The organism is Pseudomonas sp. SWI36 (assembly GCF_002948105.1).
In the GTDB taxonomy this organism is placed as follows: domain Bacteria; phylum Pseudomonadota; class Gammaproteobacteria; order Pseudomonadales; family Pseudomonadaceae; genus Aquipseudomonas; species Aquipseudomonas alloputida.
The window spans coordinates 3,340,415-3,357,880 of the sequence record NZ_CP026675.1 but is presented as its reverse complement, the minus strand read 5'-3'; the positions used below and the strand labels follow the sequence as shown (position 1 = coordinate 3,357,880).

Below are 17,466 nucleotides of genomic sequence, written 5' to 3'. Positions count from 1 at the left end.
TACATTCATGGCGCCGGGGGCGCCTTGGGGAGCGGGCATGCTGGAAAGGCTGTTTCAACTAAGAGCACACAACACCAACGTGCGCACCGAGATTCTCGCGGGCGTCACCACCTTCCTGGCCATGGCCTACATCCTGTTCGTCAATCCGAGCATCCTCGGCGAGACCGGCATGGACAAGGGCGCGATCTTCGTCGCCACCTGCCTGGCAGCCGCCATCGGCTCCGCCACCATGGGCCTGATTGCCAACTACCCGATCGCCCTGGCACCGGGCATGGGCCTGAACGCGTTCTTCACCTACACCGTAGTACTGCACATGGGCCACACCTGGCAGGTGGCACTGGGTGCCGTGTTCCTGTCAGCAGTGATGTTCTTCCTGCTGTCGATCTTCCGCATCCGCGAGTGGATCGTGAACAGCATTCCGCTGCCGCTGCGTTCGGCGATTGCCGCCGGCATCGGCCTGTTCCTGGCATTGATCGCCCTGCATAACGCCGGCATCGTCGTCGATAACCCAGCCACTTTGGTGGGCATGGGCGACCTCAAGCAGCCTTCGGTGATTCTCGCCACACTGGGCTTCTTCCTGATCGTCGGCCTTGAGTCGCTGAAAGTTCGCGGCGCGGTGCTGATCGGCATCCTGGCCGTCACCGTCGCATCGATCGCCATGGGCGTCACGCCGTTCGGCGGGATCGTGTCGATGCCACCTTCATTGGCACCCACCTTCCTGCAGCTGGACATCGCCGGTGCCCTCGATGTGGGCCTGATCAGCGTGATCTTCGCGTTCCTGTTCGTCGACCTGTTCGACAACTCCGGCACACTGATCGCCGTGGCCAAGCGCGCCGGCCTGATGGGCAAGGACGGCCACATGCCGAAGATGGGCCGCGCCCTGATCGCCGACAGCACCGCCGCCATGGCCGGCTCCCTGCTGGGCACCTCGACCACCACCAGCTATATCGAGTCCGCTGCGGGCGTGAGCGCCGGTGGCCGCACCGGCCTGACGGCCATTGTGGTTGCCGTGCTGTTCCTGCTGGCGCTGTTCTTCGCCCCACTGGCCGGTAGCGTGCCCGCCTTCGCCACCGCTCCGGCGCTGCTGTTCGTCGCGGTACTGATGGCCTCGGGCCTGGCGGAAATAAACTGGGACGACGTCACCGAAGCCGCACCGGTGGTGGTAACTGCCTTGGCCATGCCGCTGACGTACTCGATCGCCAATGGTATCGCCTTCGGCTTCATCGCCTGGACCGCCGTCAAGCTGATCTCGGGCCGCCACCGCGAACTGAACTCGGCGCTGGTGATCCTTTCCATCCTGTTCGTCATCAAGCTAGGCTGGTTCAACGCATGAGTGCTGCTTTCGACCCCTCCTCCTACGCCACCCAGCTGGATGCCAAAGTGGCCCGGCTGCGCGAGCTGCTGGCACCGTTCGGCGCGCCGGAACCGGCTGTTTTCGACTCACCGCGCGAGCATTACCGCCTGCGCGCCGAGTTCCGCCTGTGGCGCGAGGATGGCCAGCGCCACTACGCCATGTTCGCCCCGGGCGAGAAGCACAAGGCAATCCTGATCGACGATTTCCCCATTGCCAGCGAACGCATCAACGCGTTGATGCCACGCCTGAAGGCAGCCTGGCAGGCCAGCGAAGAACTGGGCAACCGCCTGTTCCAGGTGGAGTTCCTCACCACGCTGGCTGGCGATGCGATGATCACGATGTGCTATCACCGCCCGCTGGACGAGGCCTGGGAAGTGGAAGCACGGCAACTGGCTGAAGCGCTGGGGGTGAGCGTCATCGGCCGCTCCAAGGGCAAACGCCTGGTTATCGGCCGCGACTACGCAGTGGAAAAACTCGATGTGGCTGGCCGCGTGTTCAGTTACCGCCAGCCGGAGGGTGCGTTCACCCAGCCCAACGGCGCAGTGAACCAGAAGATGCTCAGCTGGGCCTTCGAGGCCATTGGCGAGCGTGAGGATGACCTGCTGGAGCTGTATTGCGGCAACGGTAACTTCACCCTGCCGCTGGCCACGCGCGTACGCCAGGTGCTGGCCACCGAAATCAGCAAGACGTCGGTCAATGCCGCACTGAGCAACCTTGACGAAAACGCTGTGGATAACGTGCGGCTGGTACGTTTGTCGGCAGAGGAGCTGACCCAGGCACTGAATGAAGTGCGGCCGTTCCGGCGCCTGGAAGGCATCGACCTGAAGAGTTATCAGTTCGGTACAGTGTTCGTCGACCCACCGCGTGCGGGGATGGACCCGGATACCTGCGAGCTGACCCGTCGTTTCGAGCGCATTCTGTACATCTCGTGCAACCCGGAAACGCTGGCAGCGAACATTGCCCAGTTGCAGGACACCCACCGCATCGAGCGCTGTGCATTGTTTGACCAGTTCCCGTATACCCACCATATGGAGAGTGGGGTTCTGCTGGTTCGGCGCTGATCGTTGTATCGCCGGGGCTGCTTTGCAGCCCATTCGCGGGCAAGCCCGCTCCCACATTGATCGGCGTCGGTGTACGCAGATCGTTGTAGGAGCGGGCTTGCCCGCGAATGGGCCGCATAGCGGCCCCAAGCTTCACCTCAGAAGTCGAAGAAAACGGTCTCCCCTTCCCCCTGAATACGGATATCAAAGCGGTACGCCGTCTTCCCATCCACTTCACAACGCTTGGCAATCAAGGTTTCACGCCGCTGCGGCTGCTCGATCAGGTTGAGCACCGGGCACTTGGCGTTGGCCTGGGCCTCATCATCGAAATACAGGCGCGTGTGCAGGTGGATGTTGATGCCACGGGCAAACAGGCTGATGTTGATGTGCGGCGCCATCGGCACGCCAGCAGCGTTGTTCACCACACCCGGCTTGACCGTTTGCAGCGTCCACTCACCGGCATCGAAGGTGGTAGCCGTGCGGCCAAAGCTGTTGAAGGCGTTTTCCAGGTTGTAGGCATCCTGGTACTCACCGTTGGCGTCGGCCTGCCACACTTCCAGGAACGAGTCGCGCACCAGGTGGCCGTTTCCGTCGTATACGTGGCCGATCAGCAGAATGTGCTCGCCCGGGGCGTCTGGCTTGGCCAGGCAGTTCCAGATTTCCTGGTCGCGGGTCGGGTTGCCGGCGGCTTCCAGGGCCAGGCCGATGTGCACGTAGGGGCCGGCAGTCTGCGAAGGGGTTTCCGGCAGCAGTTCGATTGGCATGGCGGGGTCCTCAGCAGTTTTCGAAGTGGGTCTTGCGCTGGCCGCGCAGCACGATGTCGAAGCGGTAGGCCAGGCAGTCCATCGGGTTGGCGTTGCTCATGTCGAGCTTGGCGATCAACTGCTGCACGGCTTGCGGGTTGGCGATCGACTTGACGATCGGGCACATCGGGATCAGCGGGTCACCTTCGAAGTACAACTGGGTGATCAGCTTGGTGGCGATCGATGGGCCGCTGATGGCGAAGTGGATATGCGCCGGGCGCCAGTCGTTCGGGCCGTTGCGCCATGGGTACGGGCCCGGCTTGATGGTGCGGAAGCTGTAATAGCCGTCACGGTCGGTCAGGCACCGGCCAACACCACCGAAGTTCGGGTCCAGCGGCGCCAGGTAGCGGTCGTTCTTGTGGCGATAGCGGCCGCCGGCGTTGGCTTGCCACATCTCCACCAGAGTGTTCGGCACAGGCTTGCCGTACTGGTCGACGACACGGCCGGCGACGATGATGCGCTCGCCAATGGGCAGGCCACCGTTATTGAAGTTCAGCAGCAGGTCATGGTCGTGGGCGCCGAAGCCCAGATGGGAAAAGTCCGGACCAGTGGTTTCGCTGATCGACTGCGGAATGCTGACCAGTGCCTGGCGCGGCGAGCGGGCAACGGAGGTCTTGTAGTCAGGCGTAAGGGCTTTAGGGTGCCAGTTGCGATCACGGATCACGAAGCGGCTGTTGTCCTGGGCGGGCATGCCGGTTTCCTCTCTTGGAATTGTGAGAACGCCTGGGCGTGGCAGGCGGACTTGCAGTTTCCGGCAGGTCGCGCGCGATGAATATTGAAATCGACCACCTCATACATAACCAAATGGTTATGGCTTAACACCTTTGCCTGACACCTGCCGCTTTCCTGAACTAATCTTTGACTTCTTGTTTCACGCTCGGGAGAGCATTCATGGAATGGCGAAAAGGCCGACGCAGCGACAACGTGGTCGATGCTCGGGGCGAAGGTGGCGGTGGCGGCATGCGCTTCGGCGGCGGCAAGGGGCTGGGGCTCGGGGCGATTCTGCTGATCGTCGGCATCGGCTGGCTCACCGGGCAGGACCCGCTGCAGATTCTTGGCCAGCTCACCGGCCAGCTGGAGCAACAGCAAACGGCCCCCAGTGGTACAAGCGCCAAGGCCCCCCCGGCCAACGACCAGCAGGCCGAGTTCGTCGCCTCGATTCTGGGCGACACCGAGGACACCTGGAAAGCCCTGTTCGCCCAGGCCGGCAAACAATACCGTGACCCCAAACTGGTCCTGTTCAGTGGCCAGGTCAATTCGGCCTGTGGTTTTGCCTCGGCAGCGGTCGGGCCGTTCTATTGCCCGGCGGACCAGCGGGTGTACCTGGACATGTCGTTCTTCCGCGAAATGGAAACCCGCTTCGCTGCAGCGGGCGACTTCGCCCAGGCCTACGTAATAGCTCACGAAATCGGTCACCATGTGCAGACCCTGCTGGGCGTTTCGGCCAAGATCGATGCCGCACGACGCGCCGGCCAGCGCATGGAGGGCGACAACGGCCTGTTGGTGCGCCAGGAGTTGCAGGCTGACTGCCTGGCCGGGGTATGGGCCTACCAGGCGCAGAAACGCCTGAACTGGCTGGAGCCAGGCGATGTCGAGGAAGCGCTGAATGCGGCCAATGCCATTGGCGACGACCGCCTGCAGCAGCAAGGCCGCGGCCGCGTAGTGCCGGACTCGTTCACCCATGGTACTTCCGCGCAGCGGGTGCGTTGGTTCAAGATCGGGTTTGCCGAAGGTGAAGTGAACCGCTGCGACACCTTCAGCGCACGCACCCTCTGATCCCGGGCCCAACAGGGACCAAGTGAGACCATCTGCTGATATTTTGCTGAAAAAGCGTTTCAGCTTCCCCGATCACGGCCGATAACCCCTGCACGAATCAGCGGGCATCCAGAACAACAACGCCTGGCGATCGAAGATCAAGAGAGCGAAATCAACTTCTGGAGAGCGTGCATGAACAGCTGGTTCGCCAACATCAGCGTCAACCTTAAACTCGGCCTGGGCTTCGGCCTGGTGCTGGTCCTCACTGGCCTGCTGGCCCTCACCGGCTGGACCAGCCTGGGCAGCCTGATCGACCGTAGCAACTGGATGGGCGATATTGGCCAGTTGAACAAGGACCTCACCGATCTGCGCATTGCGCGCCTGCAGTACATGATCGCCAACGGCGACGATACCGCCGCCGCCAACACCCTGGCCAAGCTGGACGCATTCAGCAAGCAGCAAGCCTACCTGGCCACCACCTTCAAAAGCCCGGAGAACGTCAAGCTGCTGGGTGAGCTGGGCGATACCATCAGTGCCTACAAGCTGTCGCTGAACAAGATGCGCCAGGGCTACGACGCCACCCGCGCAGCGCGCGTTTCCATGGACAGCTCGGCCATCCGCGCCGACCAGGCCATGGATGCGCTCAGCCGGGAGGTGATGGCTCGCCCCGAGGCTGACAGCGTGCGCCTGGCCCAGTACCAGCTGATCAGCAAGGCCCGCCAGCAACTGCTGCAGGTACGCATCGATGTGCGTGGCTACATCGCCGACAACAGCAGCGCCAACGAGCAGGCCGCCTTGCGCCAGCTGGATGCAGCACTGGCCGATACCGACAACCTCAAGCGCCAGCTGCCCAGCGAAGATGCGCGCCTGCAACAGTTCGAAAACGCAGTACTGGCCTATCGTGACGCCGTACGCCAGTTCCGCGACGCGGTTGCCAACATCACCACCTCGCGTGCCGAAATGACCGTGCAGGGTGCCGACATCGTCAAGCGCAGCGACGCGTTGTACCAGATCCAGCTGGAGCGCCGTGACATCGAGAGCACCCAGGCCCGCAGCCTGCAGGCCATCGCCACACTGCTGGCGCTGCTGGTCGGCGTGCTGGCGGCGGTGCTGATCACCCGCCAGATCACGCGCCCGTTGCAAGACACCCTGGTGGCCGTGGAAAAAATCGCCAGTGGCGACCTTACCCAGCACATGCGCGTCACCCGCCGTGACGAACTGGGCGTGCTGCAGCAAGGCATCGCGCGCATGGGCACCACCCTGCGCGAGCTGATCAGCGGCATCCGCGATGGTGTCACCCAGATTGCCAGCGCCGCCGAAGAGCTGTCGGCAGTCACCGAACAGACCAGCGCAGGCGCCAACAGCCAGAAAGTCGAGACCGACCAGGTGGCCACCGCCATGCACGAAATGGCCGCTACCGTTCAGGAAGTGGCGCGCAATGCCGAGCAGGCCTCACATGCAGCCACCGGAGCCGATGACGAAGCCCGTGCCGGCGACCGCGTGGTGGGCGAAGCGATTGGCCAGATCGAACGCCTGGCCGAAGACATGCACCGCTCCACCGAGGCCATGAACCTGCTGCAGCAGGAAAGCCAGAAAATTGGCAGCGTGATGGACGTGATCAAGTCGGTGGCCGAACAGACCAACCTGCTGGCGCTCAACGCAGCGATCGAGGCGGCGCGTGCCGGCGAGGCAGGCCGTGGCTTTGCCGTGGTTGCCGACGAAGTGCGCGGCCTGGCCCAACGCACGCAGAAGTCTACCGAAGAGATCGAAGAGCTGATTGCCAGCCTGCAGCACGGTACCCAGCAAGTGGCGAATGCCATGCAGGGCAGCCGTGCCCTGACCGACAGCAGCGTCGAACTGGCGCGAAAGGCCGGGTCATCGCTGGAGAGCATCACCAGTACGGTATCGAGCATCCAGTCGATGAACCAGCAGATTGCTGCGGCGGCAGAGCAACAGAGTGCGGTGGCTGAAGAGATCAGCCGAAGCATCCTGAATGTGCGTGATGTTTCGGAGCAAACCGCAGCAGCCAGTGACGAGACGGCAGCGTCGAGTGTGGAGCTGGCGCGGTTGGGTGGGCAGTTGCAGACACTGGTCAGCCAGTTCCGCGTCTGACCGTTGGCACCTGGGGCCGCTTTGCGGCCCTTTCGCGATTCAAGGCCGCACCCCACATTGATCGACGTACGCAGGTCCTCGTGGGAGCGGCCTTGTGTCGCGATAGGAGGGCAAAGCCCTCCCGGCGTTCTGACAGGTACTACTTGACGATCATCCCCACCCCACGCCCACGTGGGTCGGAAGCGGTCTCAAGCTTCGCCCCATCGACGCGGATCGCCTGGATGTCGCCCATCTCCCAGCCCTGGTCCTCCAGCACATAGCCCATCTTCTTCAGCTCATCAGCTACCGGCCCGGTCAGTGGCGCATAGCTGTCGAAGTAGATGGTGTCCTTGGGCAGCAACTGATGGTGCACGCGCTGCGCCGCCACCGCCTTGTCCAGCGGCATGCCGTAGTCGTACAGGTTGTTCATCACCTGGAAGATCGAGGTAAAGATCCGTGAACCACCCGGGGTACCGATAACCAGCTCGACCTTGCCATCGCGGGTCATCAGGCTGGGGCTCATCGACGACAGCATGCGCTTGCCCGGTTCGATCGCGTTGGCATCACCGCCGACCACGCCAAAGGCGTTCGCCGCCCCCGGCTTGGCGCTGAAATCATCCATCTCGTCGTTGAGCAAGAAACCGGCGCCCTTCACCACCACACCACTGCCGTAGTCGAGGTTGAGGGTGTAGGTATTGCTGACCGCGTTGCCCTGCTTGTCGACGATCGAGAAATGCGTGGTCTGGTGCGGTTCAAGGCCCGGCTTGACCTTGTCGGTGTCGGAAATGGCCTTCGGGTTGACCTGAGCTGCGCGCTTGGCCAGGTAATCCTTGGCCACCAGCTGGTCCACCGGCACCTTGGTGAAGGCCGGGTCGCCCAGGTAATCGGCGCGGTCGGCGAACACCCGCTTTTCGATCTCGGCCAACAGGTGGATGTATTGCGCCGAGTTATGCGCCACCCCTTTGAAGTCGGCCGCGCGGTCTTCCTTGATGCCCAGCAACTGGGCCAGCGCCACACCGCCCGAGCTCGGCGGTGGCGCGGTATACACCACATTGCCACGCCAGCTCACGGCCATCGGTTCACGCCATACCGCCTTGTAATCCTTCAGGTCTTCTTTGGTAATCAGGCCTTTGTCAGCCTGCATCTGCGCCACCAGCAAATCGGCGGTCTTGCCTTGATAGAACTCGCTCACGCCCTTGTCGGCTATGCGCTCCAGGGTCTGGGCCATTTCCGGCTGCTTGAACAGCTCGCCGACCTTCATGTTGCCGAAGTAATCGTTGAAGTTGGTCGCCGTCTTGAACATGCCTTGGGCATCGTTGCGGTACTGGTACTGCTTTTCCGCCACCTTGAAGCCGTTTTTCGCATAGCCGATGGCCGGGGTCAGCAACTCGCTCCAGGGCAGCTTGCCGAACTTCTGGTGCGCCTCCCACAGGCCCATTACCGTACCGGGTACGCCTGCGGCGCGTGCCCCGACCAGGCTGAGGTTCTCGATGACCTCGCCCTTGTCGTCCAGGTACATGTTGCGCGTGGCGGCCTTGGGCGCGACTTCGCGGTAGTCGAGGAAGTAAGGCTTGCCATCGACGAACAGGGTCATGAAGCCGCCACCGCCGATATTACCGGCCTCTGGGTAAGTCACCGCCAGGGTAAAGGCGGTCGCCACTGCCGCGTCCACCGCGTTGCCGCCCTTTTTCAGAATATCGGCGGCCACCTGTGCGCCATATTGATCGGGGGCGGCCACCGCGCCGCCCTCCAGGGTGGCGGCGTAAACCGAGGAACAGCTCAGGATCGCGGCTGCGAGAGCCAGGTACTGGAACGGGACAATACGCATGACACTTCCTTGGTGTTGTTTTTGTTGAGCAGTCAGTAAGGCCGAAGCGCTTCGACTGTGCAATCAACCGTCGGAAGTTTCGCCGCCTGTGGACAGGATTTGTCGCGATCAGGCAACTCAGCAGGCGTACATCGCCAGCTTGCGCTGGATGAAATCCAGGAAGCACTGGATGCGCAGCGCCAACTGGGTGTTGCGGTAATACACCGCGTGGATCGGCTGACGGTAGCCATTGTTGGCCTCGCTCAGCAGCACCTGCAGGCGCCCTGTGCGGATATCTTCGTGGGTCATGAAGTGCGACAGGCTGACGATGCCCTCCCCGGCCAACGCCAGCTGGCGCAGGGTTTCGCCGCTGGAAGCGACCAGCGTCGGGCGGATGCTCCAGCGATCGCCCTGAGCGTGGCGTAGCGGCCAGTGATTGAGCGACTCAGGTTGGCTGAAGCCGAGCAGACAGTGGTTGGCCAGGTCCTCGACCTGCCGTGGCGTGCCGTGCTGCTCCAGGTAGGCCGGACTGGCCAGCACCTGCACCGGACTGCAACCCAGGCTGCGCGCGTGCAGGCTGGAGTCGGCCAGCTCTCCGATGCGTATCGCCACATCAGTGCTCTGCTCCAGCAGGTCGATGATCAGGTCGTCGGTGTTGAGCTCCAGTTCGATGCCTGGGTACTGGCGGCGGAACTCGCCGATCCAGGGCAGGATGGCATGCAGCATGAACGGCGCAGCGGCATTGATGCGCAATCGCCCGGTCGGGGTCTGGCGGTTCATCGACAGACGCTCTTCCATCTCGTCCATCTGCTGCAGGATCAGCCGCGCGCGCTCAAGAAAGTAGCGCCCCTCTTCGGTAAGGTCCATGCGCCGGGTGGTGCGGTTGACCAGCGTGGTGCCCAGCTTGCCCTCCAGACGCGACAAGGTGCGGCTGACGGCAGACGGGGTCTGGCCCATCTGCTCGGCAGCAGCGGAAATCGAGCCGCAGTCGATGACGGCGACGAATACCTGGAGTTCTTCGGATCGGGTTTTCACATCAGGGCCTGTGGTTGGTCTGTGCAAGGATTAGATAACCGCTTGTCGAGGCCAAGTCCAGCAGCGCCTGTACGGGCCTCTTCGCGGGCTTGCCCGCTCCCACAAGTACTGCAAAGTCCTTGAAACCTGCGTAATACCTGTGGGAGCGGGCAAGCCCGCGAAGAGGCCGGTACAGACATAAAATTACTGTGCCTTGCCAAACACCTTGTCCAGATGGGCCTCATAAGCTGCCAACGCCGCCGGCACATCCGGGCGCTTCATCACATCCACAGCCAGGAAGGTCGGCAGGCCGGTCATGCCCAGGAACTGGTTGGCCTTGTGGAACGGGAAATACACGGCATCCACCCCTTTGCCTTCAAAGAAATCGCTCGGGTCATCGAACGCCTGCTGCGGCGCGTTCCAGGTCAGCGACAACATGTATTGCTTGCCGTGCACCAGACCACCGCTGCCGTATTTCTGCGAGTGGTCAGAACGGGTACGACCGTCATTGGCATACAGGCTGCCGTGACCGGCAGTGAACACCTCGTCGATGTACTTCTTCACGGTCCACGGCGCGCCCATCCACCAGCCGGGCATCTGATAGACCACCACATCGGCCCAGAGGAATTTCTCCACCTCTTCCTGGGCATCGTAGCCGCCGTCGATGAACGTCTGGCGCACATCGAAACCGGCGCGGTCCAGGTGAGCGATGGCCGCTTCGTGCAAGGTCGCGTTGAGGCGGCCTTCGGAGTGAGCGAACTGTTTACCACCATTGAGCAGAAGGATCTTTTTCATGCTGGCCTCCACGGCCGAATCAAAAATTGATGCCGGCAGGTTAGAGGCTCGCGGGGGCGGGATACAGCGGTGACGGGGCAAAATACAATTGACCAGAAGTCACGAATGAGCGATGCATTATTGCCGTAGAATCGACTCACCACCCATCACCGAGTAGCGCCCCATGAGTGAGCCGTTCGCCTTTATCCTCAAAGCCAAGACCCGCCCGGAAATGGCTGATGCGTTTGAAAACCTGTTGCGTCCCTACGTCGAGCCAAGCCGCCAGGAACCCGGCTGCATCGAGTACCACATGCTGCGCGACCAGCAGGACCCGAGCCTGTTTGTGTTCTTCGAAGTGTGGGCCGACAAGGCCGCGCTGGACGTGCACTCGGCCCTCCCGCACATGGCCGCCTTCTTCGAAAGCCGCATGGATTACCTGGAGCGCGATTTCGATATCCAGAGGGTCGACATGCTCAGCGCTTCGTCCGCTAGCCGTTGATCAGCAGGTGGCCGCCGAGGGCGGCCAGGCCGATGAAAAAGCAACGCTTGAACAGCAGCGCGCTGATCCGCTGACGCAGCCACTGGCCCGCCAGCATGCCGAGCAAGGCCGGCGCCAGCATCAGCAGCGACGCCCCCAGCGCCTGGCCACCCAAGGCATCCTGCCCGGCCAGGCCTAGGGCCAAGGCCAGGGTCGAGACCGTGAACGACAGGCCCAGGGCCTGGATCATCTGCTCGCGGCTCAAGCCCAGGCTCTGCAGGTAAGGCACCGCTGGCATCACGAACACTCCGGTCGACGCGGTGACCACACCCGTGACCAGCCCGCAAAGCGGTCCCAGCCAGCGCTCGTGTCCCGGGGCTACCTGCAAGCCCGGGCCGACCAACCCATACAACGCATAGACCAGCAAGGCGCCCCCCAGCGCGTGCGCAGCCCAGGGGCCACTGTTGATTCCCAGCCAGGCGCTGCCCAGCAAGGTGCCGACAAAAATCAATGCCAGCATCGGCCCCAGGCGGACCAACAACCCTCGCAGATGCCCGCCGCTGGCCAGCTGCCACAGGTTGGTGAGTGTCGAGGGCACGATCAACAACGCGGCAGCCTGCGCCGGTGGCATAGCCAGGCCCAACAGGCCCATGGCAATGGTCGGCAGGCCCAGGCCGATGACCCCCTTCACTGCGCCAGCCAGCAGAAAGGTCAGTACAACCAGCAACGAGAGTGCCGGGCCAATGTTCTGGTAGAAAGCAAGCAAGGTCGTCATGGGTCGATGATGCCGTGCCCCGGGCGACGTGAGAATCTGCCATATACTCAGCCAGCCTCTTGCCAGGAAAGAGCCATATGCATTTCGACCTGATCGACCTCAAGCTGTTCCAGCACACCCTGGAGTGCGGCAACATTACCGCCGGCGCCAGCCGCAGCCATCTGTCGCTGCCGGCAGCCAGTGCGCGCATTCGCGCCATGGAAGCATCGCTGGGCATTCCCTTGCTGGAACGTAACCGCCGTGGCGTACAACCAACGCCGGCTGGCCAGGCACTCTTGCAGCATGCACGGCTGATAACGCAGCAGGTCGAACGCCTGCAGTTCGACCTGGGCCAATACGCGCAAGGGCAGCAAGGCCAGGTGCGCCTGCTGTGCAACACCGCAGCGCTGACCGAATACCTGCCCGAACTGCTGGCCAGCTACCTGGCTGAGAACCCGGGCGTCAGCGTGGATGTGCAAGAGCTGCCGAGTTTGCGCATCGTGCAGGCAATTACCCAAGGCATGGCCGACCTGGGCATCGTGTCCACAGCCGCCCCCAGCGAGCACCTGCAGACCCGGCCGTTTCGAGACGACCCGCTGGTGCTGGTGACGCCACAGGGCCACCCCCTGGCCAGTGCGCTGGCGCCAAGCTTCGTCGACAGCCTGGCCCATGGCTATGTCGGCCTGGGGGCCGGCAGTGCATTGGGGTTGTACCTTGAAGAGCAAGCGCTGCACGAGGGGCAGCGCATGCAGGTTCGGGTGCGTGCGGAGGGGTTTGATGGGGTGATCCGCATGGTCGCGGGCGGGGCCGGAATCGGGGTGGTGCCGCTGGCAGCAGTACAGCGCTGGCAAGGCATGCTGCCGTTGCACTGGGTGGCGCTGCAGGAGCCATGGGCCAACCGCCGGTTGCTGGTGTGCGCGCGGGATTTTGCGGCATTACCAGGCTATGCCGCAGAACTGGTAGCCACCTTTACCGGCTGATGCGCAAGGGCGCACACCACTGTCGAGGTAAACCGCCTGCCATAGCGCGGCCAGACACCTGGACGTCGAGCCCAGGCAACTGCGGCTCGGCCGTTGGGCCTATGGTGACCCGTCATTCAGCCAGTCACCAGGAGTTGTGCCATGTCCGATTTCATCACCGTCCTGCGCGAAACCTGCCCGACGCCGGTCGTGGACGCCACCAAGTGGAAGCGCATCGGCGGCGATCCGCACACCGTCAACCTCAATGCCTACCTGTCGGCCGACGGCAGCAAAATCATGGGCACCTGGATCTGCACCCCAGGCAAGTTCGAGGTCAACTACGATAAATGGGAGTTCTGCCACTTCCTCGATGGCTACTGCATCATCACCCCGGAAGGCGAAGAGCCCAAGCACCTGAAAGCGGGTGATGTGTTCGTGATCGAACCGGGCATGAAAGGTACGTGGGAAGTGGTCGAGACTGTACGTAAGTATTTCGTCTTCGCCTGACTTGCAGGCGCGGGTTTACCTGCTAATGCGGCGGTGAGGCTTCTGTCGCATTCGCGGGTGAACCCGCTCCTACTACGGCCGCGCACTACCTGTAAGCGTGGACAAAAAATATCGCGGAGCAGACGCCCTTCCCTCTGGTGCGCAGTTACAGAGGGAAGGCCACCTGGCCCGCGATGAAGTCCACCTCTTGCATCAATCCTTCTTGCGATAACCCTCGACGATGGCCGAGAAGTCCTTGCCACCCTCGCCTCGCAGGCTCATGGCCTGGTACAACTGCTGGGCAACGGCACCGAGAATCACCGGTTGGTGTGCCTGGCGTGCCGCTTCGGTGGCCAGCCCCAGGTCCTTGAGCATGAGTTCGGCGCCAAAGCCACCGGTGTAACCACGCGATGCCGGAGCGGTTTCGATGATGCCCGGCCACGGGTTGTAGGTATCCGAACTCCAGCAACGCCCGGTCGAACTGTTGATGATGCCGGCCAGCACCTTGGTATCGATGCCCAACGCGTTACCCAGGGCCATGGCCTCGGACACGCCGATCATCGAAATGCCTAGCAGCAGGTTGTTGCAGATCTTGGCGATCTGGCCGGTACCGACTTCCCCGCAGTGCACGATGTTGCGGCCCATCTGCTCCAGTACCGGCTTGAGGCTGGCGAACAACTCGGTACTGGCGCCGACCATGAACGTCAGGGTGCCGGCCGCCGCGCCGCCAGTACCACCGGAAACCGGCGCATCCCCCATGTCCACGCCCTTTGCCGCTGCGGCCTTGGACACGTCACGTGCGGTCTGTGGGTCGATGGTGCTGCAGTCAACGGTCGGCGTGCCAGGACGAATACCGGCCAGTACGCCGTCCTCGTTCAAGTACACGCTACGCACATGGGCTGCGGCCGGCAGCATGGTGATCACCAGCTCGCTGTTGGCCGCCGCGTCCTTGGGCGAGGGGCTGATCTGCCCGCCCAGTTCTGCCAGCTCGGCCAGCACGGCCTTGTTCAGGTCGAACAGGTTCAGCTGATGCCCGGCCTTGATCAGGTTGCGGGCCATGGGCGCGCCCATGTTGCCCAGGCCGATGAATGCGATACGCATGACGTACTCCTTAGCGCAGGCTAATGGTGGTGTTCACACCGTCGTTGACGCTGTCGTCATCGAACCAGCGAGCAGTGACGGTCTTGGTCTGAGTGTAGAACTGCACCACTTGCTTGCCGTACGGCCCGAGGTCACCGAGTTTGGAGCCACGCGAACCGGTGAAGCTGAAGAACGGTACGGGTACCGGGATCGGGATGTTGATGCCGACCTGGCCAATATCGATTTCGCTCTGGAACTTGCGGGCCGCAGCGCCGCTCTGGGTAAACAGGCCGGTGCCGTTGCCGAACGGGTTTGCATTGACCAGGGCGATGGCCTCGTCGAGCGTATCGACTTCCAGGGTCACCAGCACCGGGCCGAAGATTTCCTGGGTATACACCTGCATGTCGGTCTTCACGCCCGAGAACAGGGTCGGGCCGACGAAGTTGCCTTGCTCATAGCCCGGTACCTTGACGTCACGGCCGTCGAGTTCCAGCTTGGCGCCTTCCTTGATACCGCTTTCGATCAGGCCCAGCACGCGCTCCTTGGCACGCTTGGAAACCACCGGGCCAACGTCGGTGCCCGGCTCACAGCCAGCATTGACCTTGAGCTTGCTGGCGGCCTCCTTGATATCCGGCAACCATTCGCGGGCCTTGCCCACCAACACGGCCACCGAGGTCGCCATGCAGCGCTGGCCCGCCGCGCCAAAGGCAGCACCCACCAGCGCATTGATGGTTTGCGTGCGGTTGGCATCAGGCAACACCACCGCGTGGTTCTTGGCCCCCATCATTGACTGCACACGCTTGCCATGCTGGCTGCCAAGGTTGTAAACGTGCGTGCCGACTTCAGTAGAGCCCACGAAGGAAATCGCCTTGATGTCCTGGTGGGTGCAAATGGCATCCACCACCTGCTTGCCGCCGTGCACCACGTTCAGCACGCCGGCCGGTACGCCGGCTTCCAGCGCCAGCTCGACCAGAAGCATGGTCGACAGCGGGTCCTGCTCGGACGGTTTGAGCACGAAGGTGTTGCCGCAGACGATGGCCATGGGGAACATCCACAGCGGGATCATTGCCGGGAAGTTGAACGGTGTGATGCCAGCGCATACGCCGATCGGCTGGCGCAAGGTGTAGGTATCGACACCGCCGGCGACGTTCTCGGCGAATTCGCCCATCTGCAGGGTACCAATGGACGCCGCGTGCTCGACCACTTCCAGGCCGCGGAAGATATCGCCTTCAGCGTCGGCCAGGGTCTTGCCCTGCTCGGCGCTGAGCACCTGGGCAATGCGCTTGGTGTGTTCGCGGATCAGCGCCTGCAGCTTGAGCATGATGCGCATGCGCGCGCCGATCGGGGTGTTACGCCATGTCTGGAAAGCGCGGTGAGCAGCGGCCACGGCTGCATCGACTTCCTCGACGGTGGCGAACGGTACGCGCGCCAGCACCTCTTGGGTGGCCGGGTTGACGATGTCACGCCATTCGGTGGTTTTGGACTCGACCCACTGGCCGTCGATCAGCAGCTTGACCTGCTCGACCTTGGTGCTGTTAGGGGATTGCGGTGCGTTCATCTGCGTTCTCCTTGGAATTGTTGTCGGGACGAGATCGCCAGCGCCGGGCAAACGCGGGGTGGCGTCCTGAGGCTTGTTTCGAGTATAGATGTGCAAACATCCAACAAGAACGCACAAAAAAACCGGATCATCATGCAAAAAGACCTCACATCCCTGAGCGCGCTCAACTGGGACGATTTGAAGTTCTTCCTCGAAGTGGCTCGCACCCGCAAGGCCAGCAGTGCCGCCAAACGGCTGAGCGTGGACTACACCACCGTGTCGCGACGCATCAGCTCGCTGGAGGGTGCGCTGGGCACCTTGCTGTTCGAAAAGTCGCGCACCAACGGCTTTGTGCTGACCGCCGAGGGCCAGCGCCTGCTGGGCTATGCCGAATCGATCGAGAGCACGCTGCACATGGCTTGCGAGCAGGTGTCCGGGTCGGGGGTGGCGTTGTCGGGCCATGTGCGCATGGGCTGCACCGAGGGCTTTGGCAGCTTTTTCATCACGCCGCAGCTAAGCCACTTCGTCGACGCCTACCCGGCAATTTCGGTGGACATCCTGCCGCTGCCGCACTTCATCAGCCTGTCCAAGCGTGAAGCGGACATCGTCATCGCGCTGGAGCGGCCCGAGCATGGGCCTTATGTGTGCTGCAAGCTGTGCGATTACCGCCTTCGGCTATATGCCACCCAGGGCTACCTGGACAGCCACGCGCCGATCCGCCAGGTGACGGACCTGGCCAAACACCCCTTCATCAGTTACGTGGATGACCTGGCGTTCAGCTCCGAGCTGCTGTACCTGGCCAACCTGATCCCCAACGCCAGCGCACATTTGCGCAGTACCAGCGTGATCGCGCAGTACACGGCAGCGTTGCAGGGGCGTGGGCTGGCGATATTGCCGTGCTTCCTCGCCGCGCAGGACCCGCGATTGGTCACGGTGTTGCCGGAGGAGATCGAGGTGACGCGGCAGTTCTGGATGTATTGCCGGGAGGATTTGCGCAAGTTGAAACGCATTACCCTGCTGTGGGATTACATCCGCGGGGTGACCGAGGCGAATGCGCCGTTGTTGATGGGGCAAACCCGCGAGATGCGCTTTGCCCAGGACTGATGGGCCTGCGCATTTTCAAGGACAAGCACAGATCCTGTGGGGGCTTGCCCGCGAACACCGGCGGAGCCGGTGCCAGATACCGCGTCGCCTGCTTCGCGGGCACGCCCGCTTCCACAGGGGATATGTGACCGACGGGCCTGCACATTTCCAAGGACAAGCACAGATCCTGTGGGAGCGGGCTTGCCCGCGAACAGCGGCGAAGCCGGTGCCAGACACCGCGTCGCCTGCTTCGCGGGCACGCCCGCTTCCACAGGGGATATGTGACCGACGGGCCTGCGCATTTCCAAGGACAAGCACAGATCCTGTGGGGGCTTGCCCGCGAACACCGGCGAAGCCGGTACCAGATACCGCGTCGCCTGCTTCGCGGGCACGCCCGCTCCCACAGGGGATATGTGACCGACGGGCCTGCGCATTTTCAAGGACAAGCACA

Annotated in this window: 16 protein-coding genes; 8 read left to right on the top strand and 8 right to left on the bottom strand. The window is 62.9% G+C overall.

All coding sequences use genetic code 11. The features are described from left to right. Nucleotides 1-37: 37 nt before the first annotated feature. Both C4Q27_RS16025 and trmA read left to right on the top strand, forming a co-directional pair. Nucleotides 38-1,333, top strand: coding sequence for an NCS2 family permease (locus C4Q27_RS16025; RefSeq protein WP_010955311.1), 1,296 nt, complete (start codon nucleotides 38-40; stop codon nucleotides 1,331-1,333). Further along, complete coding sequence (trmA, locus tag C4Q27_RS16020) at nucleotides 1,330-2,415, top strand: tRNA (uridine(54)-C5)-methyltransferase TrmA (protein ID WP_004575991.1); 1,086 nt, start codon at nucleotides 1,330-1,332, stop codon at nucleotides 2,413-2,415. The genes C4Q27_RS16025 and trmA overlap by 4 nt, the downstream gene beginning before the upstream one ends. A gap of 137 nt (nucleotides 2,416-2,552) precedes the next feature. Here the strand turns inward: trmA and pcaG are convergent, their stop codons facing one another. Beyond that, nucleotides 2,553-3,158 carry a protocatechuate 3,4-dioxygenase subunit alpha gene (gene pcaG, locus C4Q27_RS16015; protein ID WP_010955312.1) on the bottom strand — a complete coding sequence of 202 codons (606 nt, stop codon included), beginning with the start codon at nucleotides 3,156-3,158 and terminating at the stop codon, nucleotides 2,553-2,555. Between the two features lie 10 nt (nucleotides 3,159-3,168). Then, entirely contained in the window at nucleotides 3,169-3,888 is a 720-nt protein-coding gene (gene pcaH / locus C4Q27_RS16010) for a protocatechuate 3,4-dioxygenase subunit beta (RefSeq protein ID WP_009682255.1), read from the bottom strand. Between the two features lie 200 nt (nucleotides 3,889-4,088). Between pcaH and C4Q27_RS16005 the strand changes: the two genes are divergently transcribed. Continuing rightward, nucleotides 4,089-4,973: a neutral zinc metallopeptidase gene (locus C4Q27_RS16005; RefSeq protein WP_020193242.1), complete on the top strand. Its 885-nt coding sequence runs from the start codon at nucleotides 4,089-4,091 to the stop codon at nucleotides 4,971-4,973. Nucleotides 4,974-5,096: 123 nt separating this feature from the next. Then, nucleotides 5,097-7,064: a methyl-accepting chemotaxis protein gene (locus C4Q27_RS16000; protein ID WP_371919372.1), complete on the top strand. Its 1,968-nt coding sequence runs from the start codon at nucleotides 5,097-5,099 to the stop codon at nucleotides 7,062-7,064. A gap of 139 nt (nucleotides 7,065-7,203) precedes the next feature. Here C4Q27_RS16000 and ggt read toward each other — a convergent pair whose 3' ends face one another. The 3 genes from ggt to C4Q27_RS15985 form a co-directional block, all read right to left on the bottom strand. Continuing rightward, nucleotides 7,204-8,871, bottom strand: coding sequence for a gamma-glutamyltransferase (ggt, locus tag C4Q27_RS15995; RefSeq protein ID WP_010955315.1), 1,668 nt, complete (start codon nucleotides 8,869-8,871; stop codon nucleotides 7,204-7,206). 117 nt (nucleotides 8,872-8,988) lie between these two features. After that, nucleotides 8,989-9,885 (bottom strand): LysR family transcriptional regulator, encoded by an 897-nt coding sequence (locus C4Q27_RS15990; RefSeq protein WP_010955316.1) that lies wholly within the window; start codon nucleotides 9,883-9,885, stop codon nucleotides 8,989-8,991. Between the two features lie 183 nt (nucleotides 9,886-10,068). Further along, nucleotides 10,069-10,659 carry an NAD(P)H-dependent oxidoreductase gene (locus C4Q27_RS15985; protein ID WP_049587100.1) on the bottom strand — a complete coding sequence of 197 codons (591 nt, stop codon included), beginning with the start codon at nucleotides 10,657-10,659 and terminating at the stop codon, nucleotides 10,069-10,071. Between the two features lie 163 nt (nucleotides 10,660-10,822). Here C4Q27_RS15985 and C4Q27_RS15980 point away from each other — a divergent pair, with 163 nt between their 5' ends. Then, the gene (locus C4Q27_RS15980; RefSeq protein WP_064491006.1) at nucleotides 10,823-11,137 is read left to right on the top strand and encodes a putative quinol monooxygenase; all 315 of its coding nucleotides are present in this window, start codon (nucleotides 10,823-10,825) and stop codon (nucleotides 11,135-11,137) included. Here C4Q27_RS15980 and C4Q27_RS15975 read toward each other — a convergent pair. After that, nucleotides 11,127-11,891: a sulfite exporter TauE/SafE family protein gene (locus C4Q27_RS15975; RefSeq protein ID WP_104887055.1), complete on the bottom strand. Its 765-nt coding sequence runs from the start codon at nucleotides 11,889-11,891 to the stop codon at nucleotides 11,127-11,129. The two genes, C4Q27_RS15980 and C4Q27_RS15975, sit on opposite strands and share 11 nt — an antisense overlap. Before the next feature lie 77 nt (nucleotides 11,892-11,968). Here C4Q27_RS15975 and C4Q27_RS15970 point away from each other — a divergent pair, with 77 nt between their 5' ends. Together C4Q27_RS15970 and C4Q27_RS15965 are read left to right on the top strand one after the other, a co-directional pair. Then, a complete protein-coding gene (locus C4Q27_RS15970) occupies nucleotides 11,969-12,850 on the top strand; it encodes a LysR substrate-binding domain-containing protein (protein WP_104887054.1) in 882 nt (293 codons plus the stop codon). A 141-nt stretch (nucleotides 12,851-12,991) separates the two neighbouring features. Further along, nucleotides 12,992-13,336, top strand: a complete 345-nt coding sequence (locus C4Q27_RS15965; protein ID WP_003251579.1) for a cupin domain-containing protein — start codon at nucleotides 12,992-12,994, stop codon at nucleotides 13,334-13,336. A 192-nt stretch (nucleotides 13,337-13,528) separates the two neighbouring features. Here the strand turns inward: C4Q27_RS15965 and mmsB are convergent, their stop codons facing one another. Then, nucleotides 13,529-14,416 carry a 3-hydroxyisobutyrate dehydrogenase gene (gene mmsB / locus C4Q27_RS15960; protein WP_010955321.1) on the bottom strand — a complete coding sequence of 296 codons (888 nt, stop codon included), beginning with the start codon at nucleotides 14,414-14,416 and terminating at the stop codon, nucleotides 13,529-13,531. Between the two features lie 10 nt (nucleotides 14,417-14,426). Continuing rightward, a complete protein-coding gene (locus C4Q27_RS15955) occupies nucleotides 14,427-15,953 on the bottom strand; it encodes a CoA-acylating methylmalonate-semialdehyde dehydrogenase (RefSeq protein WP_003251574.1) in 1,527 nt (508 codons plus the stop codon). 132 nt (nucleotides 15,954-16,085) lie between these two features. Here C4Q27_RS15955 and C4Q27_RS15950 point away from each other — a divergent pair, with 132 nt between their 5' ends. Continuing rightward, the gene (locus tag C4Q27_RS15950; RefSeq protein WP_010955323.1) at nucleotides 16,086-17,036 is read left to right on the top strand and encodes a LysR family transcriptional regulator; all 951 of its coding nucleotides are present in this window, start codon (nucleotides 16,086-16,088) and stop codon (nucleotides 17,034-17,036) included. Nucleotides 17,037-17,466 lie beyond the last annotated feature (430 nt).